Below are 21,618 nucleotides of genomic sequence, written 5' to 3' on the forward strand. Positions count from 1 at the left end.
AATAAGGTAACAAATAACATAATGAGAACAATATTGAAAGCAATATTGCTGATGAGTCTGTGCTCATCGGCAACAGCCCCTGCTATGGCTATAAACAGAGCAAATCATGATAAGAAGGAAGCAAACATTCATGAAGAGGAAACAAACGATTCTACCAGACACCAGCCGCTGACGGAATCAAGCGTGAAACTGAACGAAGTGGTGGTAACAGGATTGACGGGCAGCCAGAAGCTCAAGCAGTCGCCAGCACCCATCTCTTTCGTTTCTGCCCGCCAACTCGAAATGCAGCCTTCAACCAACATCATCGACGCCATCGCTCATCAGCCAGGCGTTTCGCAGATTACCACAGGAAGCGGAATCTCCAAACCCGTGATACGTGGATTGGGATTTAACCATGTGGTCGTAGTGAATGATGGAGTCAGACAGGAAGGACAGCAATGGGGCGATGAACATGGAATAGAAATCGACCCGGCTTCGGTTCATTCCGTAGAGATTCTGAAAGGTCCGGCAAGTCTCATGTATGGATCGGATGCGATGGCAGGCGTCCTCATCTTCCACTCCGCTCCTACCCTTGCCAAGGGCGACATGAGAGCAAATTTCTCAACGGGTTACCAAACCAACAACGGTCTTTTTGATTATTCGCTCAACTTTGCCGGCAACCAGGGCGGCTTTGTATGGAACACCCGCTACAGCGGAAAGATGGCGCATGCCTACAAGAACAAATACGATGGTTATGTATTCGGTTCATCACTCAGAGAGCAGGCATTCTCGCAGCTTCTAGGCTGGAACTACCGCCAGGGGCATTCGCATCTCACACTCGATTATTATCATCTCACTCCGGGCATCGTAGAGGGAGAAAGAGATGAGAAAACGGGCGAGCTGGAAGTTCCCGATGGCTACGATGCCAAAAGTTACGGCAAGCCGATGCCTTATCAGCAGATTCATCATTACAAGGCTGTACTTGATAATTCCTGGTTCCTGGGCGACGGCAATCTGAAGTTCCTCCTGGGTTATCAGCAGAACCGCCGTCAGGAGTTTGAGGAGGAAGAGAATCCGAAGGAATGCGGACTCGACTTCATGCTCCATACCTTGAATTACGACCTGCATTATCTCTCGCCGGAAATGAATGGATGGAAGTTCTCTACGGGCATCAACGGCATGTGGCAGCAGTCGGTTAATAAAGGTTCTGAATTTCTGATTCCAGCCTATCATCTCTTCGATTATGGTGTATTTGCCACGGTGAGCAAGGAGATTGGCAAACTGAACCTGAGCGGCGGCATCAGATACGATCATCGCCACCTGCACAGCGAGGCTTTGAGAGAAGAGGATGATGCTGAATCGAATGATTCATTCCGCTTCCAGGCCTTTAAGCGCAGCTTTGAAGGAGTAACCGGAAGCATCGGATTGGCTTATGAAATCCTGCCTGATTTCAATCTGAAGCTGAACCTGGCAAGAGGATTCCGTGCTCCAAACATCAGCGAATTATCATCGAATGGTGTGCACGAGGGAACCCAGCGATACGAATTGGGAAATACCAATCTGAAGCCAGAGAACAGCTGGCAATTCGACCTTGGTCTGGATTATTCTTCGCCTATCATTTCGGCAGAGCTCTCGCTGTTTGCCAATCGCATCAACCATTACATCTATAGCGAGAAGTTGGCAGATGAGAACAATCAGCCTGTCCTCATCGACGACACGCCAGCCTATCAGTTTACTTCGGGCAACGCCCGCATTCTGGGTGGTGAGGCGAGCATCGACATCCACCCTGTGGAGCATCTGCATATCGGCAACACCTTCTCGTATGTCAACTCGGTTCAGCTGCATCAGCCATCCGAATCAAAGTATCTGCCATTCACCCCAGCCCCTCGCTGGGTTTCGGATGTAAGGTATGAGTTTGTCTGCGACGGCAAGACTTTCGACCATCTCTTCGTAAAACTACAGATGGATTGCAATCTCCGCCAGAACCATTATTTCGCAGCCAACGATACGGAGACCGCTACGCCATCGTACACTTTATTAAATATGTATGCCGGTACCGACGTGAAGCTCCATGGCAAGCGCCTTCTCTCGCTCTATCTTTCGGGCGAGAACCTTACCAACCGTGCTTACCAGAACCACCTGAGCCGTCTGAAGTATCTTGACGTAAACCAGGTTACAGGCAGAAGAGGCGTTTACAATATGGGCCGCAACTTCAGCATAAAGATAGTGGTTCCGATAGAGCTGTAACTCCTCTTTTAGGATAAGCAATTCCTCATCAGGAATCAGAATTTTGAATAAACAAGTGCCGATAAAGATGCCAAAAGCTGCCGGAAAAGCAACTTTTGGCGTCATTATCGGCATTTTTTCGTCTAATTATTAGACAAACATTACTACTTTTCTATGATATTTCGTAACTTTGCACCATGATTAAGAAACAAGGAACGATATTGATTGTTGATGACAACCGCAACATTCTTACTACGGTAAGGATGCTGCTGGAACCCATATTCGATGGCATCATCACCATCGCCAACCCTAACTCCATCCCAGCCAAACTGAGAGAGGAGCATCCCGACGTGGTGCTCCTCGACATGAACTTCTCCAGCGGAATCAATTCGGGAAACGAGGGACTGTACTGGCTCAGGGAAATCAAGAGCCTCAGCCCGAAAACCGAAGTGGTGCTCTTTACCGCCTACGCCGACATCCAACTTGCCGTAACAGGCATCAAGGAAGGTGCCGCCGACTTCATCGTGAAGCCTTTTGAAAACGAGAAGATGATCCGTACGCTGGTAGAGGCTAGGGATAAGAACAGGGCTGTAGATAACGTTATTAACAGGAATGGTGGAAAACCTGGTGGAAAAGAGGCGCAAAGCGCTATGTATTGGGGAGATAGCGAAGTTATGAACAATTTGAGAAGTATTGTGGAAAAGGTTGCTGCAACCGATGCAAACATCCTCATTACGGGCGAAAACGGAACAGGTAAAGAGGTGTTAGCCAACGAGATACATCGTTTATCCACAAGATGTGGAAAGAAAATGCTGCCTGTGGATATGGGAGCCATTACGGAAACCCTTTTCGAGAGCGAACTCTTCGGTCATGTAAAGGGTGCCTTTACCGATGCCAAGGTGGATAAACCGGGCAAATTTGAGCTTGCCGACGGCAGCACCATCTTCCTGGATGAGATAGGAAACCTATCCTACGGTCTTCAGGCAAAACTCCTTACCGCCCTGCAACGCAGAAGCATCGTAAGAGTGGGCGGAAGTAAGCAGATTCCCATCAACGTACGACTGGTTTGCGCCACCAACCGCAATCTGCAGCAGATGGTAAACGATGGCGAATTCAGAGAGGATCTGCTCTATCGCATCAACACCATCCATCTGGAATTGCCTGCCCTGAGACAGAGAAAATCAGACATCGGTCCATTGGCAGAAAGATTCCTCCATCAATATGGCGATTTATATAATAAGTTGAATCTCCGTTTTTCGGAAGAGGCTGAGAAAAAACTTACCAGTTTACCATGGTACGGAAACATCCGTGAACTCCAGCACGCCATCGAGAAAGCCGTAATTCTATCTGATGGCGGAATGATTTCTGCCGAAGATATTGATGGCGGAAACCAGCAGAGAAAAGAGAAGCCTCTGGAAGAGGTTCAGACGCTCGACGAGATGGAAAGCCGAATGATAGAGAAAACCATCAGGGAATGTGAAGGAAATCTGTCGGTGGTAGCTGCAAGGTTAGGTATTTCCCGCCAAACGCTTTACAATAAGATTAAGCGATATGGATTATAAACTAATTATAATTATCGTGCTTTTGCTCGTGGCTGTAGTGGGTTACATTCGCCTCTACCGCCACTATCGCCGTAACATCAAGAAGGTAACCTTCCTTTTTGATGCGATAGATAATGGGGATTTCTCCTTCAACTTTCCTACGGAGAAGGGGTTTAAGGAGGATAAAATCCTGCACAAATCCCTCAACCGAATCAAGCTCTTCCTGCAGCACACGAGAGAGGAGCAGATGGATCGGGAGAAATATTACGAGCAGATTCTGAATGCGGTGGATACGGGCATCCTGGTGGTAGATAGCCACGACAACATCCTGCAGCACAATCAGGCAGCCCTCCGGTTGCTCAATACGGATGTGCTTACCCACATGAATCAGGTAAAAGAAAAGCTGAAGGACGAGCACCTGGCAAAGCATGAGACCCAAGCCATGCTGAAAGACAAACACGTGCGCATCATCGCCCTGAGCGACGTGAGCCACGAGCTGAGCAATCAGGAAGTGGATTCTTGGATCAAACTGATTCGTGTGCTGACCCATGAAATCATGAATACCATCACACCGGTTACTTCGTTGAGCGAGACTCTGCTTACCCGGGTTACAGAAGATAAAGACTTGAAGCAAGGCTTGGAAACCATCCACAAAACAGGAACCGAACTGTTGGCTTTCGTCAACAACTATCGCCGTTTCACCCATGTTCCCCAGCCTCAGCCTGCTCTTTTCTATGTAGAACCATTCCTGGAAAGAATGGCGATGCTCTGCAACCACGAAGTAGAGATTTCGGTTTCTCCCAAGGATTTGCTGGTTTACGCCGATGAGAGTCTCCTCTCTCACGTAGTAACAAATCTTCTGAAGAATGCCGTAGAAGCTTTCAGGGAAAAGGAAAGAGAAGACAAGCAGGAATGCCGCTCCGCGGATTTGAAATCCACGGCAAGCAAGAAGGCATTTATCCGTCTCCAAGCCTACGCCAATGCCCAGGAATCCATCATCATCGACGTGAGCAACAACGCCAGTCTCATCCCCGAAGATGTAGCCTCCCACATCTTCATCCCGTTCTTCACCACGAAGCCGGAAGGAAGCGGAATCGGTCTCTCCCTTTCCCGCCAGATCATGCGAGTAAGCGGCGGCAGCCTCTCGCTCCATCAGGACAAGGCACAGGGAATCACCACCTTCCGCATCATCATCCCATAACATAAACACATTTTTACTAGAAAAGTTTGGTGCTTATCCATAAAAATCGTATCTTTGTCCCCACAAATACAGAAGATTATGGCATTCGAAAAGGAAATCAAGGAATATGAGGATTTGAGAGGAAAATATCAAACCCTTATCATCAATAAAATGGATAGAGAAGAGTACATCAAATATAACGAAGTACTCTTCTCTACCCATTCGTGCGCCATTGAAGGCAATTCTTTCTCCGTAGATGATACCCGGGAACTGAAGGAGAAAGGATTAGGGATGATTCCTGCCGGAAAGACTCTTTTCGAGGCTTTCGAAATGCTTGACCACTTCGAAGCCTTTGAGTACATGATGCAAAACACGCAACATCCACTCGACGAGAATCTTCTGAAAGAAATCAACAGGCGGGTTACCAGCCACACGCTTTCCTACCGTTCTCCAGAAGCCATTCCGGGCGAATACACCACCACAGACATGGCAGCAGGCGATACGGTATTTGGCGACCACGAAGAACTCATCGCCAGAGTTCCCAAGCTGTTGGAATCTACCGAAAAAGCCATCGTTTCGGCAGCCGTTCATCCCATGATTCTTGCCGCCCGCTTCCATGGCTTCTACGAATATCTTCATCCCTTCCGTGATGGGAATGGAAGAACAGGACGACTCATCAGCAACTACATTCTCTTAAGATTGAATCATCCTCTCCTCATCATCCCATCCGAAGCCCGACAGGAATACATTTCTGCCCTTCGTATGATTCGTACGGAAGCAACCGACGAGCACCTCATCCGCTTCTTCTTCAAGATGGCAATACAGAGAATGGAAGAAGAGCTGAAGCAGAAAGAGGCCAACACCAAGCGATTTATGACATTCCTCTTCTAATATGCTCAAACATTTTGCGGATTTCGGCATATTCACGCTAAAACATTTTGCGGATTTCGGCAAAATAAGGTTAAAACATTTTGCGGAATTCGGCAAAAGTCTTATCTTTGCACACGTAAATCATTAATTATAAGCAAAATATGGAGCAAACAAATTTATTCAAAAGAAAAAGGCTCTTCGCAAATTTTGGTGCACATAATGCCCAACTGCAGAATTCTTTAAGAAAGTTTTACATAAAATGTTAGCGATTGTCCGACAAAAAATGTAAGTTTATTAGTGTTCAAAAAATAAGACTTACAATGGAGACAATCGCTAACATTTGCAAAGGTACAGAAAATTTAGGAAACAACCAAACGGATTTAAAATTAAATGCTTTTGAAGTGGGAGAAAACCTCGTTGCTTTCCTCATCCCCCACTTTGCTAATTTCGTTATAATCAACTATACCATCACAGAGGATGAAGTGGCACTGACGCTAAAAAGCAAGTCTACTTGCGCTTGCTGTGATCGTTGCCATATCGAGACACATCATACCCGTGGCTGGCAAAAAAGGAAAGTAACCATGCCTCCGCTCGGTGGAAAACGTTTTACACTGATTTTGTATATGCGTAAATTTCACTGTAAGGCCGATGGTCATTTCTTTACAGAGCAACAGCCCGATTGGCTCAACAAGTATGCTAGATTTTCCATTGACTGTACAAGACTAATGAACCAAGTGCACTTACAGATGTCATCAGTCTCAGCTTCCAGAATATTGTCGGATATGGGAATACATTGCTGCCCCAACACATGTATCAATCATCTCAAGAATATAAAACTAGCTTCAGATAGGACGGCAACCAACATTGGTATAGACGATTTTGCTAAAAGGAAAGGCTATTCGTACGGTAGTGCCATCGTCAATCATGACACTGGTCAAGTGTTGGAATTGATTGATTCTAGAGACTCCGAAAAGGTCGCTGAAGTCCTGAGCCTCTATCATCATGTGTCCACCATCACTCGCGATAGGGGCAAGTGTTACATCAAGGCTATAAAGAAGGCTCTTCCTGCAGCAACTGTTGTCGCAGACAAATTCCATATTATGGAAAATTTGACGAAAGCACTTTTCCCACAAGTCCAAAGCCGCTTCTTGCATGAAAGAAAACGTTTGTTGGACAAAAGTGAAATTGGTCCCAAACCTCCAGTCTTAGATCAATCCTGGGTGCTACAAGGTATTTATGCATCTTTGGACTCAATGAGTAAAGACGTGGAAAAAGCTAAAACATTGGCTAAGCGGAAGTTGTGTCTTCAAATGCATGTAAATCAAGAGCTCTCTATAAAGGATATCCATGACAAAACAGGCTATAGCAGTTGCGAGATTAAGAAACTGCTAGATGCAACTTATGAGAGTTTTCTCAACCCTAGCCAACTATGGGTATATAAAAATGTGAAGTACATATCAGATAGAATCTTAGAGAAAAAGACTTTGGAATACTCAGGTGTGGTCAAGGGCGTTCATGGTTCGGGGAAAAAGTATGCAATGAAAATGTTGCTGTCCATTCTGAGGGAGAAATGGAAAAATGAATATGGGGAGTACAAAGAAAGAATGAGGAAATTTCTATCAAAAGAAAGCATACGAATGGAAGAGCATGATCTTTGGAACGCAATTGTACACTTTAATTCAAGACCAAAGACGGAATCTGTCAAGATTTTCATGCAACAAAAAAACATGTATGATTTGAAATACTTTGTCTCCACATTTCAAGGGATATTGAGTGGAGAGAACAAAATGGGACTATACAAATGGATAAATATGGCCATTGGATGTGGGGTGGATGGAATAGAAAAGTTTGCCATGGGTTTGCTTGACGACTACCAGGCCATCAAGAATTCCATTACCAGCAAATGGAACAATGGAATTCTTGAAGGAACGGTATGCAAGATAAAAACAGTAAAACGAATTATGGCAGGACGAGCCTCCATCACCTTGTTGGAGAAAAAGGTTGCGCTTAAGCTTTAGCACTATGTGCACCAAAATTTGCGAAGAGCCAAATAAAGTTAAATTATAGTGTTGCGGAATTAAGGGTAAAGATCCAGGAGTTCCTTACTCTCCTGCTTTCTTCCGATAATTTTCTGTGCCATAATCCTTTCGTTTATTTTGCTGCAAATATACAAAAAATATCGTTTCGAGCAAAATAAACGCACGCTATTTTGCTCGAAATGGGGTAAAAACATCGTTTCGAGCAAAATAAAGAGTGGCTATTCTGCGCAAAATACATCAAAAGACCCGTTTCGAGCAAAATAGCGATACATAAGAAGGGATGGAAAAGGCATCCTAAACACAAGGACTATAATGGGGGATTTTCTAATAATCCTCCATATAGCCCTTGGTAAACATATCGTAGGACAGGGCTTCCAGTTCTGAGAGCGTCATCTGCTCTACCGAATGCTCTATCTTACGTATCAGTTCGTCTCGCTTGAAATCGTCATCATCGCTCAGACGCGATGTAAATCTGTTACTCATTTTCTTTACTTTGAACTTTGAATGTTGAACTTTGAACTTTATGATTAGCTTTATTGCTCCTATAAAGCTACTGGCGCTCATAGGTGTTGATAACGTTTCCATCATACGCCTCGTGGCTGATTAACCGGACGTTATGAGGAAGCATAGGCGCTGGCGTTCCTGAAGTTACGGAGTTTTCCACCAATGTGGATAACAACGTTTCTACCCTGATTTCATCCCAAAGTCCAGCATCGAGGAATGCCTGATGGGTGATGGCGCCGCCCTCTACTATCAGCGACTGCACCTTATTATTATATAAGTACTGCATGATTTGCTGCAACACTTCCGTCTTGCCCCGTGAGAAATCCAGACCTTCGAAACAAGGATGATGGCGGTCGATGACCAGGCGCATCGGGTCCTTGCCGCTCCAATCTCTAACGTTGAGCTGACTGTGGTCGCGCTCATCGGTTACGCGGCCTATGAGGATGGCATCGTTCTCAGCACGCAACTTGTGGGAGAGCATCTTGGTGAAAGGCGAGGAAATAGCCATACCCCTACCCCCGTTGTCAAGAAAGCCATTCGCGGTCTGCGCCCATTTTAGGATGATGTAAGGACGCTGATGGGTGTTAAAGGTGATGAAGCGCTTGTTGAGTTCGAGACATTCCGCCTCCAGAACGCCTACTGTTACTTCGATGCCTACCTCACGAATCTTGCGGATACCGCGGCCCTGAACCTTGGCAAAGGGATCTACGCAGCCGCAAACGCATCGCTTTACTCCTTTTCTTACTATCAAATCGGCGCAAGGCGGCGTCTTGCCGTAATGAGAGCAGGGTTCGAGACTCACATAGATGGTAGCTTGGCTTAACAGATGCTCATCCTCGGGCTTAACAGATGCAAAGGCGTTGACTTCAGCATGCCCTTCGCCGCATCTTACATGATAGCCTTCGCCGATGATTCTGCCATCCCCACTCACGATAACGGCTCCCACCATCGGATTGGGTTTGGCATTCTCTCTTCCGTTTTTCGCCAGCTGCAGACAGCGGCGCATAAACATTTCGTCTATTTCCTTTTGCGACAACGGTTCGCCCGTCTTCACATTCTGAAAAGAAACATTATTTTGTTCCATATCTAAAACTTTTCTTCGTTTTTTACTTACTTTTCGATAAAATGTCGTACCTTTGCTCTCAAATCAAATCATAATATACGATTTAGAGATGAAAACGTATCAACAACTTTGGCAATCCATTACCACTCTATATGAGGCGGGCGAAGCACAGGCTATCGTCCGCACCGTGCTCGATGTGAAGTACGGAATGACGCTGACCGACATAATCTGCGGCAAAGTTAATGAATTATCTGCAGATGAAGAAAGAAAACTGGAAGAAATTATCAGAAGATTGCAAAAAGGCGAACCTGTACAGTATGTTCTGGGCGAAGCTGACTTTGCAGGAAGAACCTTCCATGTAGAGCCGGGCGTGCTGATTCCGAGACCCGAAACGGCGGAACTCTGCGAGTGGATAGAAAAAGATGCGACTGAAAACAAAGGGATTACGGAAGGAGAGAAGGAAGAAAACACCATCCGCATCCTGGACATCTGTACGGGTTCGGGCTGCATCGCCATTACGCTGGGACTGGACATCGGCGGCTCGGAGGTTACGGGTTGGGATATTTCGGAAGATGCCTTGAAGATAGCACAGGGAAATGTTGCGCTTCTGGATGCCGGTAACGTAAAAATAGAATATCAGGATGCCCTGAAGTTGGCGGAAACATCGGATGCCGGAAGATGGAACATCATCGTGAGCAATCCCCCGTATATCTGCGAAAAGGAGAAAGCGGATATGGAGAAGAATGTGTTGGAACACGAACCCGGAATCGCCCTCTTCGTGCCCGATGAAGAGCCTCTGAAATTCTACAGAGCCATCGCCGAATATGCCTCTTCTGCCCTCAAATCCGGAGGTGCATTATACTTCGAAATCAATCCTATCTACGAAAAAGAAACAAGGGAAATGCTGGAAGGATTGGGTTTTAAAGCTATTGATACAAAGGAAGATGCCTTCGGAAAGCAGAGAATGATGCGAGCCGGCAAATCATAAAGTTCAATGTTCAAATCTCAAAGTTCAAAGTAAAATCATCATGTTCAAATCTCAAAGTTCAAAGTATAAAAAGCCGATGACCGAGCAGCAGGCGCTCCTGAAGCTCACCACCCTCTGCACCCAAGCCGAACATTGCTCGCAAGAGATGATCGACAAGATGAAGAAGTGGGAACTGCCCGAAGATGCCATCGCCAGAAACATGGAATTCCTGACCGAGAAGAAATTCATCGACGACGAACGTTTCGCACGCTTCTTTATCAACGACAAGATAAAATACAACAAGTGGGGACGCCGGAAGGTGGAACAGGCGCTGTGGATGAAACATATTCCGAAGGACATCTCCGACCCTATCTTCGAAGAGATAGAAGACGACCTGTATATGGAAACCCTCCTGCCCCTGATGAAAAACAAATATAAAACCATCAAGGCAAAGAACGACTATGAACGCTCGATGAAACTCATCCGCTTTGCCCTGGGAAGAGGATACAGCATGGAGGTTATCCACAAATGCATCGACCGGATGAAGGAAGAAGATCTGGGAGACATCGATTTCGAAGAGGAATTCTAAAACAAAGCATCAAGTTCAATATCCAAACCTCAAAATTAAGAGTAAAGCCATGCGTACCAGCCTGTTAAAAGACATATTAGATTTATTCTTCCCCCGAACCTGCGCCATCTGCGGAAATGTGCTCGCTGGCGGGGAGGAGATGATATGCATAAAATGTCTGTTCCGCATGCCGGGAACCGATACCTGGAAACAGCCCTACGACAACGAGATGGCAAAACTCTTCTGGCATCTGATTCCCATCGAACGCTGCTGCGCTCTCTTCCATCACATCAGCCATGCCACATCGGCTAGAGCCGTCTACCAGCTGAAATACATGCATCATCCTGAAATGGGAATCTATCTGGGCAGAATGCTGGCAAAGAAGGGGTTAAGCATTCAGTTCTTCGACGGAATAGACGCCATCATCCCCATCCCGCTCACCCGAAAACGAGAAAAAGAACGCGGCTATAACCAGAGCCTTCTCATCGCCAAAGGCATCCAGCAACTCACCCATCTGACCATCATCAAGGATGCCGTAAGAAGGAAAAAGTTTAGCGAAAGCCAAACCCACAAGAACCGGCAGGAAAGACAGGAAAACGTGAGCCAGGTTTTTGAAGCCGCAGCAACCTATCATGACGGGCAGGGCGAGCACCCCATCACGCAACTTGAGGGCAAACATATCCTCATCATCGACGACGTATGTACAACCGGCGCCACCATCATCTCCTGTGCGGAAACCCTGATAAAAGCAGCCGGAAAGATGAAGATAAGCGTGCTGACAGTAGGTTTCGCACACGACTAAAGGCCCTTTTTGCCGAGAGTTAAAACATTTTAACCCTAAATATAGCCGCCGTGTGCAAAAATCATTGTACCTTTGCAAAATAATTAATAATAATTTAATCCTTTAAAGATTATGGACAAACTGAAGAAAGAATTCGCATCTAAGTTATTGAAAGTAAAGGCTATCAAGTTGCAGCCTAATGATCCATTCACATGGGCTTCTGGCTGGAAGTCACCATTCTATTGCGATAACCGCAAGACTCTCTCATTCCCAGAACTCCGCAATTATGTAAAGCTTGAGCTCGTTCACGCTATCCTGGAGCAGTTCCCAGAGGCTGATGCTGTAGCCGGAGTAGCTACTGGTGCCATCGCGCAGGGTGCTTTGGTTGCTGACGAACTGAACATGCCTTTCGTATACGTTCGTTCTAAACCAAAGGATCACGGTATGCAGAACCTCATCGAAGGTCAGCTCGACCCTAAGGCTAAGGTTGTGGTAGTAGAAGACCTGATTTCTACCGGCGGCAGCTCTCTCAAGGCAGTAGAAGCTCTCCGCAAGAACGGCAACGAGATTGTGGGCATGGTAGCTAGCTACACCTATGGTTTCCCTATCGCCGAGAAGGCTTTTGCTGATGCTAACGTAAAGCTGGTTACTTTGACCGACTATGAGCACGTAGTGGCAGAGGCTCTGGAGACTGGCTATATCAAGCAGGAAGACGTAGAGCTGCTCCACGAGTGGCGCAAGGACCCAGCTAACTGGAAGAAGTAATCAAGCTGACCCATCAATAATGAGTACAAGTACATTCGAAAGTAATATCAAACAGATTCCTCACAAGCAGGAATCTGTTTACCGTACATTGAGCGACCTGAACAACCTGCAGATGCTTAAAGACCGCTTCGAGCAGGTGAAAGACCAGATTCCTGAGGACAAGAGAAAGGAAATGGAAAAGCTGAAGGACCTCAAGTTTGATAGCGACAGCATCTCTATCACAGCACCTATGGTGGGTGAAATCAAGATGCGCATCATCGACCGCGAGGAGCCTAAGACCATCAAGTTTGAAACAGAAAACAGCCCTGTTCCTTTCAACTTCTGGATTCAGCTGCTCCCTACCGGCGAGTTCTCATGCAAAATGAAACTCACCATCAAGGCAGAACTTAACATGTTTATCAAGGGTATGGTGAAGAAGCCATTGCAGGAAGGCATCGAAAAAATTGCTGATGCGCTTGCGATGATTCCTTACCAGGATTAATAAATAAAGAAATTATGGCACATAAACTTTGGGAAAAGAACTTCGAAGTAAACAAGGAAATTGAAAGATTCACCGTAGGAAGAGACCGCGAACTCGACCTCTATCTCGCCAAGTATGACGTGCTGGGCAGTATGGCACACATCACCATGCTCGAAAGCATCGGACTCCTGGAGAAAGATGAACTCACCCAGCTCCTTGCCGAACTGAAAAACATCTACGCCATCGCCGACAAGGGCGAATTCGTAATAGAAGACGGCGTGGAAGACGTTCATTCCCAGGTAGAACTGATGCTCACACAGAAACTGGGCGACATGGGCAAGAAGATTCATTCGGGCAGATCACGCAACGACCAGGTTCTCGTAGACCTCAAACTCTTCACCCGTCATGAGTTGAAGGAGATTGTGGACGCCGTGAAGATTCTCTTCGACGAGCTGATTCAGAAGAGCAACCAGTATAAGAACGTGCTGATGCCGGGCTACACCCATCTGCAGGTGGCTATGCCTTCATCATTCGGTCTCTGGTTTGGCGCTTATGCTGAAGGACTTGCCGATGACATGCTCTTCCTTCAGGCTGCTTACCGCATGACCAACCGCAACCCATTGGGTAGCGCTGCCGGCTATGGAAGTTCATTCCCATTGAACCGCACCATGACCACCGAACTTCTCGGTTTCGACAGCATGGACTATAATGTGGTTTATGCACAAATGGGCAGAGGAAAGATGGAACGCAACGTGGCTTTCGCCATGGCTACCGTGGCAGGAACTTTGGCAAAGATGGCTTTCGACGCCTGCATGTTCAACTGTCAGAACTTCGGTTTCGTGAAATTGCCTAAGGAGTGCACCACCGGTTCGAGCATCATGCCACACAAGAAGAATCCAGACGTATTCGAGTTGATTCGCGCCAAGAGCAACAAGCTCCAGAGCCTTCCACAGCAGGTAATGCTCATCATGAACAACCTGCCAGTAGGCTATTTCCGCGATCTCCAGATTATCAAGGAAGTGTTTCTCCCTGCCTTCGACGAGTTGAAGGACTGTCTGCAGATGGCTGCCTACATCATCAACAAGATGGAGGTGAACGAGCATATTCTTGACGATCCTCGCTACGACCCTATGTTCTCAGTAGAAGAAGTTAACCAGCTTGCAGCCAACGGAATGCCATTCCGCGATGCTTACAAGAAGGTAGGACTGGAAATCGAGGCTGGCGAATTCAAGCCAAACAAGGATATTCATCATACTCACGAAGGCAGCATCGGCAATCTCTGCAATGACAAGGTTCAGGCGCTGATGGAGCAGACCCTCTCTGAGTTCCACTTCGAGCGCATGGAGAATGCCGAGAAGAATCTTCTGAAATAAAGACTGAAAGGTTTCTGCATGAAGAATAGCATATATAATAAGATATATATATATAATAAGGTGAAGAGCATGGCAGGAATAGCTATGCTCTTACTTTGTTCGTGCGATGCAGAAAACAGCATCAGCACCAAATATCCCTGCCAGTTCTACTTCAAGTCGCAATACCATCCGGGCACAAGTCTGGAAACAGCCCTCAACGGAACGGGCGTCTACACAATGGTTAGTGCCAAAAAGGTAAATGGAGCCTGGAATATCTATTCTACATTAAACGATGGCAAAAACCAGCCAGAAACCATCATCCTCTCTACAGCGAAGGAGAATTATGCCAACTATACTTATCTGGGAGCGGGCAACGACCCTAAAGATGCCAGGAAGAATGGCTTCATCATGGGATTATCCAACTTCAGCGGACATGTAGCCTGGGACCGCCAATGCCCCAACTGTCTGGAACAATATGGTGGAACCAACTATCCGCTGGAATGGACCGGCAACCGCCAATCGGTAATTTGCGACAAATGTAAACGCATCTACAGCCTGGAAAACGGAACCATCACAAGCGGCGGAAAGAGCAAAAACGACAAGGCGCTGATGAAATATCAAGTAACCTACAACGGCAAAGGAACCGATATATACGTGGGAAACTAAGCAGAAACGGAGGGCAAGCGAAAAAAATGGCGCTTTCTTGTCTTAAAAAATGTAAATCGTTTGGAGATTTAAAGAAATAGCATTACCTTTGCACCCACATAACGCGGAAATAGCTCAGTTGGTAGAGCACAACCTTGCCAAGGTTGGGGTCGCGGGTCCGAGTCCCGTTTTCCGCTCAACTCTTAACGTTTACCATGCCGCAATGGTGGAATTGGTAGACACGAGGGACTTAAAATCCCTTGGCCAGTAATGGCTGTGCGGGTTCGAGTCCCGCTCGCGGCACCTTAAAGTTTTTCCTTATGAAAAAATTTGCTTACATCCTCATTTTATTCATTACGCTGGTCTTAACATCATGTGGTGTTAGCAGTGGGCATTTCAAGTTTGAAGGCAAATTTCTCAACATGAATCAAGGCGAGTTTTATGTATATAGTCCTGACGGGGGCTTTGAAGGCGTTGACACCATCAAGGTAGAAGGCGGCCGTTTCACTTTCGAAACCGAATGTAAGGAAGATTTTACCATTATGCTTGTTTTCCCAAATTTCTCTGAGCAGCCTATCTTCGCAAAATCGGGCAAATCAGTAGAAATCAAGGCAGATGCCTCGCACCTTAAGGAAATGGAGGTAAGCGGAACCAAGGATAACGAACTGATGACAAAATTCCGCCAGAGCATCCTGAAAGATACGCCACCTGAGGCTAAGAAGCATGCTGAAGACTTCGTCAGGGAACATCCGAATTCTGTGGTCAGCATCTATCTGATCAGAAAATACTTCATCACTTCTACACAACCAGATTACCGCAAGGCGCTCTCACTCATCAATATCGTAGAGAAAGAACAGCCTAAAAACGGACAGTTGGCTAAGATGAAGCAGTTGGCAGAAACCATGAAGAATGTAGGCACCGGTGCAACCCTGCCTTCATTTACAGCATACGATATCAACGGAAAACTCGTTTCTAGTACAGAAATGAGCAGCGCTACGGTTGCTGTACTCTACACCTGGGCTACCTATAACTATGACAGCCAGGACATGCAGCGCGAACTGAAGAGCCGGCAGAAGAAATCGAACGGCAAGCTTAAGCTGATGGCTTTCTGTCTGGATGCCAGCAAGAGCGAATGCAAGAACAACATCAAGCGCGACTCTATCGCATGCCCTATCATCTGCAACGGCGACATGCTGGAAGACAAGACCTTGAAGAAGTTGGGATTGGAAAACCTTCCTGACAACATCATACTTCAAAATGGTAAAATCATCGCCCGAGGCATGAAAAAGCAAGAGCTTTACAATAAGCTCGACCAACTGCTAAAATAAATACTTTCGAGCTAGTCAAGAACCCATAAAAAGCACGCCTATATGTTAGTAAAGACATATTGTGCAGCAGTTAACGGACTAGAAGTAACTACTGTAACCGTAGAAGTAAGCCTCAACAGAGGCGTCATGTACCACCTCACAGGCTTAGGCGACGAGGCGGTCAAAGAGAGCCGTAACCGAATTTCAGCAGCTCTCCAGTATAGCGGCTTCAAATTTCCGATAGCCGACATCACCATCAATCTGGCTCCAGCTGACCTCAGGAAAGAGGGCAGCAGTTTCGACTTGCCGCTTGCAATCGGACTTCTAGGCGCCAACAACAACATTCCCGAAGATCATCTGAAAGAGTACATGATGGTAGGCGAGTTGAGCCTTGACGGTACGCTCCAGCCTATCAAAGGTGCCCTGCCGATAGCTATCAGAGCCAGAGCAGAGCACTTTAAGGGACTGATTGTGCCGGAACAGAACGCTCGGGAAGCGGCTGTCGTAAACAATCTTGAGGTTTACGGCATGAAAACGCTTTTCGAAGTCATACAATTCATGAGCGACAGAAGCAATCCTTCTCCTACCATTGTTGACACCCGCAAGGAATTCTACGAAAACCAGACACATTGTGAATACGATTATGCCGATGTTCGCGGTCAGGAAAACGTGAAAAGAGCGCTCGAAGTGGCTGCGGCTGGTGGACACAACCTGATTATGGTAGGTCCTCCAGGTTCCGGAAAGTCGATGATGGCAAAACGTTTGCCGTCCATCCTCCCCCCTCTCACGCTCTCTGAGAGTCTGGAAACAACACAGATTCACTCCATTGCAGGCAAACTGGGCAAGAATGTATCACTCATTTCCCAACGCCCGTTCCGGTCTCCTCACCATACCATCTCTCAAGTGGCTCTGGTAGGCGGTGGAACATCGCCACAACCGGGAGAAATATCGCTCGCCCATAATGGCGTTCTGTTCTGCGATGAACTTCCGGAGTTCAATAAAACCACTCTGGAAGTACTCCGCCAGCCATTGGAAGACCGCCACATCAACATCAGCAGAGCGAAATATTCTACAGATTATCCATGTTCATTCATGTTTGTGGCAAGTATGAACCCTTGTCCATGCGGATATTATGGTGATCCGACACATCGTTGTGTCTGCACGCCAGGCCAGATTCAAAGATACATGAACAAGATTTCGGGTCCGTTACTCGACCGCATCGACATCCAATGTGAGATTAGTCCTGTTCCTTTTCAGGATATTTCGAAGGCAGCACCAGGTGAGCCAAGTGCCAAGATCAGAGAAAGAGTCATCAAGGCAAGAGAAGTTCAAGCCGAAAGATTCAAAGATTATAAAGGCATCCATTGCAACGCCCAGATGACCGAAAGAATGATTCATCAGTTTGCCGAACCCGACGAACAAGGTATCGAACTGCTCCGAATGGCAATGGAGAAGCTTTCGTTGTCAGCAAGAGCTTACAACAGAATCCTGAAAGTGGCACGAACCATTGCTGATTTGGCAGGAAGTGAACAGATTAAGCCTGACCATATAGCAGAAGCCGTGGGATACAGAACCCTCGACAGAGGCGATTGGGCAGAAAGAGGACAAAGAAGATATATGTAAAAGGATAAAAATCCGTTTTTTCCTATCATTCGCTCTAAAAAGTTGGATTTATAAAGGGAAAAAGGGAGAAAAATAGAAGAATAGCCATTCTAGAACAATTACAAATCTGTTTTAGAATGGCTATTTTCTTTTGTTACTACAAAAATATTACCCCATAAACACAAAAACACTATTAAAATCGGACAAAGACGAATACTAAAATCATCCAATAAAGGGTAAATTCTGTTCTCTAGGGTGGAATATTTGATTTAAATTAGCTTTTAAATTTACGAAAATCACTAATTCTAATAAAAATTACCCCATATAGGATAAAAAAATGCATTACCTTTGCAAACGTAAAAAGAAAGCTAGCACAACGCTAGTTTAATTATTAACAACAAAACTATTAAGATTATGGATTGCATTTTTAAAATTACAAACGCAGTAAAGAAGATTGGTTTCGTAATTCTTCTTGCAGAGTTGGCCGTTATCGCCTATATGAACGTAATGTAAGAAATCTCTCTATAGATAAAAATATATAAGGAGGAAGTTTTCTACATACTAAGGTAATTAGATTGTAAAAGGTCAACAACATAAGTTGTCAGAACGAATAAGTTCTTAGAAAAAGTAAATGATAATAATTAGGTACAGTCCTATCAGGGAGGAGTCTGAGGGAAATGTACAAGATGGGAGGCTCTTGCAGAGATGCGAAGAGCCTTTTTTCGTATCCAGTCCTCCCCTTTCCCTTACCATAAAAAACTAAAGAACCCTGCTTTTTTACACCTTATTACATATAAAAGTAAGAAAAAGCGACGAGAATCCTTTCTTATCTCCAACATTTTTTGTAATTTTGCAGCCAAATAACAAAAATATATTAGCTAATATGGAACAAAAGAACTTTAAACGTACTACCGTGACTGCGGCTTTGCCTTATGCCAACGGTGGTGTGCACATCGGTCACCTGGCAGGTGTATACGTGCCAGCCGATATCTATGTTCGCTATCTCCGCCTCAAGAAGCAAGATGTTGTCTTCATCGGCGGTAGCGATGAGCATGGTGTACCTGTTACTATCCGTGCCAAGAAAGAAGGAATTACCGTACAGGAGGTGGTTGACCGCTATCATAACCTCATCAAGAAGAGTTTCGAGGACTTCGGTATCTCTTTTGATATTTACAGCCGTACCACTTCGCCAACTCACAATAAGTTTGCTTCAGACTTCTTCCGCACACTCTATGACAAGGGCGTATTGGAAGAAAAGGTAGAGGAGCAGTTCTGCGACGAGGTAACAGGCGAATTCCTTACCGACCGTAATATCGTAGGTACTTGCCCTCGCTGCGGTGCTGAAGGTGCTTATGGCGACCAATGCGAGAAATGTGGTGCTACCCTCTCTCCTGAGGAACTCATCAACCCTACCAACAAGAACAACCCTGGTCATGGTCTCGTTAAGAAGCCTACCAAGAACTGGTATCTCCCATTGAACAAGTATCAGGATTGGTTGAAGAAGTGGATTCTGGAAGGCCACAAAGAGTGGCGTACCAATGTTTACGGCCAATGCAAGAGCTGGTTGGATATGGATCTTCAGCCACGTGCGATGACACGCGACTTGGATTGGGGTATTCCTGTTCCAGTAGAGGGTGCAGATGGAAAGGTGCTCTACGTTTGGTTCGATGCACCTATCGGCTACATTTCTAATACCAAGGAACTCTGCGATGCTCATCCAGAAAAGTGGGGAACATGGCAGAAGTGGTGGCAGGATCCTGAAACTCGTCTTGTTCACTTCATCGGTAAGGACAATATCGTGTTCCACTGCATCATCTTCCCTACTATGCTGAAGGCTCACGGCGACTATATCTTGCCAGACAACGTACCAGCCAACGAATTCCTGAACCTGGAGGACGATAAGATTTCAACATCCCGCAACTGGGCAGTATGGTTGCACGAGTATCTCGTAGATTTGCCAGGCAAGCAGGATGTATTGCGCTATGTTTTGACAGCCAATGCACCTGAGACCAAGGACAACAACTTTACTTGGAAGGATTTCCAGGAGCGCAACAACTCTGAGTTGGTTGCCGTTTACGGTAACTTCGTAAACCGTGCCCTCCAGCTCACCAAGAAGTATTGGGGCGGCGTAGTTCCTGCCTGTGGTGAATTGCAGGAGGTAGATGAGAAGGCTATCGCTGAGTTTAAGGACGTGAAGGAGAAGGTAGAGCAGTATCTCAACGTATTCAAGTTCCGCGAGGCTCAGAAAGAGGCTATGAACCTGGCTCGTATCGGTAACAGATACATCACAGAGTGTGAGCCTTGGAAGGTTTGGAAGACCGATCCTAAGCGTGTGGAGACCATCCTGAACATCTCCCTGCAGTTGGTTGCCAACCTCGCTATCGCCTTCGAGCCATTCTTGCCATTCTCTTCTGAGAAACTCCGCAAGATGATCAATATGCCTAACTTCGAGTGGACTCAGCTCGGCAGCACAGATTTGCTCAAGGCTGGTACCCAGCTCGGTGAGCCAGAATTGCTCTTCGAGAAGATTGAGGATGAGGTTATCGAAAGACAGCTCCAGAAGCTTGCTGACACCAAGAAGGCTAACGAGGAGGCTTCTTACCAGGCTGCTCCTATCAAGCCAGAGGTTAGCTTTGATGATTTCGAGAAACTCGATATCCGCGTAGGTCACATTCTGAACTGCGAGAAGGTAAAGAAGTCTAAGAAACTCCTGAAGTTCACCATCGACGATGGTTCTGGCGTAGAGCGTACCATCTGCTCAGGTATCGCAGCCTACTACGAGCCAGAGCAGCTGATCGGCAAGGACGTATTGTTCGTAGCCAACTTTGCTCCTCGCAAGATGATGGGCATCGAGAGTCAGGGTATGATTCTGAGTGCTGTCAACTTCGATGGCTCATTGAACGTAACTTCTCTCCTTGGCAAGGTTAAGCCAGGAAGCCAGGTTGGATAAAGAACCATAGAATCATCAGATTAACAGATAAGGTAAAAGCCTCAAATCCTTTGCGGATTTGAGGCTTTTCTTATTTCTATCCAAATATTCTTTTATAATGTAAAACGATAACCCACGGTAAAGGTCAGAGCCTTGTTCTTACAGTTATCCCAATCACCCTTGCTAGCCTTCGTCAGGCTCACGTTGTAACGGGCATCCAGAATCACGTTCATATATTCATAACTCAAGCCCAGAGGAATGGCTACATCCACCTTCTTGGCAGGCCAAAGAGCTTCGGTTTCCTGCATATCCTTGTATATAATAGACCCGTTCTTGTCCTTCTGAAGGTCGGTTTCCTCTCTTTTAACCTTGCCGTCGCCACAAAGGAATCCCACCTGAACGCCTGCATTCACCGACAAACCCTCTACAAGATAGGCTTTCAGCATGAGCGGTACCTGGATATAATCGAGGTCCACATGATGATTCTTAATACCTGTATATTCCCCTTTTTCAGCATTCTCAGTCAACTCGCAGTCAGGGAAACGCATACCCTGTCGGGCATAATAAGCACCCAGCGTAATACCCAGGCTCTTATTTATGCGATATTCCACATCTGCGCCGCCCATGAATCCAGCCTGATACTTAGACTCTAGCGAGGTTCCATCCAAAGTTTCCAGAGTCAACCCGCTCCAGTTAGCTAGAGTTACACCTATACGAGGAATTACCGAGAATCTGCCTACCGGATTCTCCACTTCTTGTGCCTTTGCTCCCACAACAGTAAGCAGCAGCACCATCATTATAACTATTTTCTTTTTCATTTCCACAACAGTTTGTATATCA

At 46.1% G+C, this 21,618-nt stretch carries 18 protein-coding genes and 2 tRNA genes; 17 read left to right on the forward strand and 3 right to left on the reverse strand.

Features of this window, described 5'->3' with window-relative positions:
* Window positions 1-21 precede the first annotated feature (21 nt).
* From FO447_RS11470 to FO447_RS11490, 5 genes are all read left to right on the forward strand, one after another.
* Window positions 22-2,226, forward strand: coding sequence for a TonB-dependent receptor (locus FO447_RS11470; RefSeq protein ID WP_200756433.1), 2,205 nt, complete (start codon window positions 22-24; stop codon window positions 2,224-2,226).
* 176 nt (window positions 2,227-2,402) lie between these two features.
* A complete protein-coding gene (locus tag FO447_RS11475) occupies window positions 2,403-3,767 on the forward strand; it encodes a sigma-54-dependent transcriptional regulator (RefSeq protein WP_200756435.1) in 1,365 nt (454 codons plus the stop codon).
* Window positions 3,757-4,947, forward strand: a complete 1,191-nt coding sequence (locus FO447_RS11480; protein ID WP_200756437.1) for a sensor histidine kinase — start codon at window positions 3,757-3,759, stop codon at window positions 4,945-4,947. Before FO447_RS11475 ends, FO447_RS11480 begins: the two co-directional genes overlap by 11 nt.
* 78 nt (window positions 4,948-5,025) lie before the next feature.
* On the forward strand, window positions 5,026-5,817 hold the full coding sequence (locus tag FO447_RS11485) for a Fic family protein (RefSeq protein WP_119227825.1): 792 nt from the start codon (window positions 5,026-5,028) through the stop codon (window positions 5,815-5,817).
* Window positions 5,818-6,116: 299 nt separating this feature from the next.
* Window positions 6,117-7,814 (forward strand): ISL3 family transposase, encoded by a 1,698-nt coding sequence (locus FO447_RS11490; RefSeq protein ID WP_118082171.1) that lies wholly within the window; start codon window positions 6,117-6,119, stop codon window positions 7,812-7,814.
* Window positions 7,815-8,159: 345 nt separating this feature from the next.
* On the opposite strand, the gene FO447_RS11495 is transcribed toward FO447_RS11490, so the two are convergent.
* Both FO447_RS11495 and ribD read right to left on the reverse strand, forming a co-directional pair.
* Complete coding sequence (locus FO447_RS11495) at window positions 8,160-8,318, reverse strand: hypothetical protein (protein ID WP_022121547.1); 159 nt, start codon at window positions 8,316-8,318, stop codon at window positions 8,160-8,162.
* A 67-nt stretch (window positions 8,319-8,385) separates the two neighbouring features.
* Entirely contained in the window at window positions 8,386-9,423 is a 1,038-nt protein-coding gene (ribD, locus tag FO447_RS11500) for a bifunctional diaminohydroxyphosphoribosylaminopyrimidine deaminase/5-amino-6-(5-phosphoribosylamino)uracil reductase RibD (RefSeq protein ID WP_200756440.1), read from the reverse strand.
* 88 nt (window positions 9,424-9,511) lie between these two features.
* Here ribD and prmC point away from each other — a divergent pair, with 88 nt between their 5' ends.
* The 12 genes from prmC to metG all read left to right on the forward strand — a co-directional run bounded on the left by prmC (window position 9,512) and on the right by metG (window position 20,799).
* On the forward strand, window positions 9,512-10,390 hold the full coding sequence (gene prmC, locus FO447_RS11505) for a peptide chain release factor N(5)-glutamine methyltransferase (RefSeq protein ID WP_200756442.1): 879 nt from the start codon (window positions 9,512-9,514) through the stop codon (window positions 10,388-10,390).
* 40 nt (window positions 10,391-10,430) lie between these two features.
* Window positions 10,431-10,958, forward strand: a complete 528-nt coding sequence (locus FO447_RS11510) for a regulatory protein RecX (RefSeq protein ID WP_181975270.1) — start codon at window positions 10,431-10,433, stop codon at window positions 10,956-10,958.
* Between the two features lie 139 nt (window positions 10,959-11,097).
* Window positions 11,098-11,739: a ComF family protein gene (locus FO447_RS11515; RefSeq protein WP_234698997.1), complete on the forward strand. Its 642-nt coding sequence runs from the start codon at window positions 11,098-11,100 to the stop codon at window positions 11,737-11,739.
* 111 nt (window positions 11,740-11,850) lie between these two features.
* Window positions 11,851-12,483 carry an orotate phosphoribosyltransferase gene (gene pyrE, locus FO447_RS11520; RefSeq protein ID WP_006848066.1) on the forward strand — a complete coding sequence of 211 codons (633 nt, stop codon included), beginning with the start codon at window positions 11,851-11,853 and terminating at the stop codon, window positions 12,481-12,483.
* Window positions 12,484-12,502: 19 nt separating this feature from the next.
* On the forward strand, window positions 12,503-12,964 hold the full coding sequence (locus FO447_RS11525) for an SRPBCC family protein (protein WP_117587246.1): 462 nt from the start codon (window positions 12,503-12,505) through the stop codon (window positions 12,962-12,964).
* A gap of 14 nt (window positions 12,965-12,978) precedes the next feature.
* Complete coding sequence (argH, locus tag FO447_RS11530; protein WP_200756444.1) at window positions 12,979-14,316, forward strand: argininosuccinate lyase; 1,338 nt, start codon at window positions 12,979-12,981, stop codon at window positions 14,314-14,316.
* 18 nt (window positions 14,317-14,334) lie between these two features.
* The gene (locus FO447_RS11535) at window positions 14,335-14,961 is read left to right on the forward strand and encodes a hypothetical protein (protein WP_200756445.1); all 627 of its coding nucleotides are present in this window, start codon (window positions 14,335-14,337) and stop codon (window positions 14,959-14,961) included.
* Window positions 14,962-15,064: 103 nt separating this feature from the next.
* Window positions 15,065-15,137, forward strand: a tRNA-Gly gene (locus tag FO447_RS11540).
* Window positions 15,138-15,157: 20 nt separating this feature from the next.
* Window positions 15,158-15,243 (forward strand) — tRNA-Leu (locus FO447_RS11545).
* A gap of 17 nt (window positions 15,244-15,260) precedes the next feature.
* On the forward strand, window positions 15,261-16,268 hold the full coding sequence (locus FO447_RS11550) for a DUF4369 domain-containing protein (protein WP_200756446.1): 1,008 nt from the start codon (window positions 15,261-15,263) through the stop codon (window positions 16,266-16,268).
* A 42-nt stretch (window positions 16,269-16,310) separates the two neighbouring features.
* Window positions 16,311-17,870 carry a YifB family Mg chelatase-like AAA ATPase gene (locus FO447_RS11555; RefSeq protein WP_200756448.1) on the forward strand — a complete coding sequence of 520 codons (1,560 nt, stop codon included), beginning with the start codon at window positions 16,311-16,313 and terminating at the stop codon, window positions 17,868-17,870.
* A gap of 862 nt (window positions 17,871-18,732) precedes the next feature.
* Window positions 18,733-20,799: a methionine--tRNA ligase gene (metG, locus tag FO447_RS11560; protein ID WP_006848073.1), complete on the forward strand. Its 2,067-nt coding sequence runs from the start codon at window positions 18,733-18,735 to the stop codon at window positions 20,797-20,799.
* A gap of 92 nt (window positions 20,800-20,891) precedes the next feature.
* On the opposite strand, the gene FO447_RS11565 is transcribed toward metG, so the two are convergent.
* Entirely contained in the window at window positions 20,892-21,596 is a 705-nt protein-coding gene (locus tag FO447_RS11565; protein WP_200756450.1) for a porin family protein, read from the reverse strand.
* Window positions 21,597-21,618 lie beyond the last annotated feature (22 nt).

The sequence above is a fragment of the Segatella copri genome (assembly GCF_015074785.1).
Classification (GTDB): domain Bacteria; phylum Bacteroidota; class Bacteroidia; order Bacteroidales; family Bacteroidaceae; genus Prevotella.

What these genes read in the sequence shown, in the direction of transcription:
- FO447_RS11470 (WP_200756433.1), top strand. Translation starts at nt 22, where the DNA reads ATGAGAACAATATTGAAAGCAATATTGCTGATGAGTCTGTGCTCATCG.
- FO447_RS11475 (WP_200756435.1), top strand. Translation starts at nt 2,403, where the DNA reads ATGATTAAGAAACAAGGAACGATATTGATTGTTGATGACAACCGCAAC.
- FO447_RS11480 (WP_200756437.1), top strand. Translation starts at nt 3,757, where the DNA reads ATGGATTATAAACTAATTATAATTATCGTGCTTTTGCTCGTGGCTGTA.
- FO447_RS11485 (WP_119227825.1), top strand. Translation starts at nt 5,026, where the DNA reads ATGGCATTCGAAAAGGAAATCAAGGAATATGAGGATTTGAGAGGAAAA.
- FO447_RS11490 (WP_118082171.1), top strand. Translation starts at nt 6,117, where the DNA reads ATGGAGACAATCGCTAACATTTGCAAAGGTACAGAAAATTTAGGAAAC.
- FO447_RS11495 (WP_022121547.1), bottom strand. Translation starts at nt 8,318, where the DNA reads ATGAGTAACAGATTTACATCGCGTCTGAGCGATGATGACGATTTCAAG.
- ribD (WP_200756440.1), bottom strand. Translation starts at nt 9,423, where the DNA reads ATGGAACAAAATAATGTTTCTTTTCAGAATGTGAAGACGGGCGAACCG.
- prmC (WP_200756442.1), top strand. Translation starts at nt 9,512, where the DNA reads ATGAAAACGTATCAACAACTTTGGCAATCCATTACCACTCTATATGAG.
- FO447_RS11510 (WP_181975270.1), top strand. Translation starts at nt 10,431, where the DNA reads ATGTTCAAATCTCAAAGTTCAAAGTATAAAAAGCCGATGACCGAGCAG.
- FO447_RS11515 (WP_234698997.1), top strand. Translation starts at nt 11,098, where the DNA reads ATGATATGCATAAAATGTCTGTTCCGCATGCCGGGAACCGATACCTGG.
- pyrE (WP_006848066.1), top strand. Translation starts at nt 11,851, where the DNA reads ATGGACAAACTGAAGAAAGAATTCGCATCTAAGTTATTGAAAGTAAAG.
- FO447_RS11525 (WP_117587246.1), top strand. Translation starts at nt 12,503, where the DNA reads ATGAGTACAAGTACATTCGAAAGTAATATCAAACAGATTCCTCACAAG.
- argH (WP_200756444.1), top strand. Translation starts at nt 12,979, where the DNA reads ATGGCACATAAACTTTGGGAAAAGAACTTCGAAGTAAACAAGGAAATT.
- FO447_RS11535 (WP_200756445.1), top strand. Translation starts at nt 14,335, where the DNA reads ATGAAGAATAGCATATATAATAAGATATATATATATAATAAGGTGAAG.
- FO447_RS11550 (WP_200756446.1), top strand. Translation starts at nt 15,261, where the DNA reads ATGAAAAAATTTGCTTACATCCTCATTTTATTCATTACGCTGGTCTTA.
- FO447_RS11555 (WP_200756448.1), top strand. Translation starts at nt 16,311, where the DNA reads ATGTTAGTAAAGACATATTGTGCAGCAGTTAACGGACTAGAAGTAACT.
- metG (WP_006848073.1), top strand. Translation starts at nt 18,733, where the DNA reads ATGGAACAAAAGAACTTTAAACGTACTACCGTGACTGCGGCTTTGCCT.
- FO447_RS11565 (WP_200756450.1), bottom strand. Translation starts at nt 21,596, where the DNA reads ATGAAAAAGAAAATAGTTATAATGATGGTGCTGCTGCTTACTGTTGTG.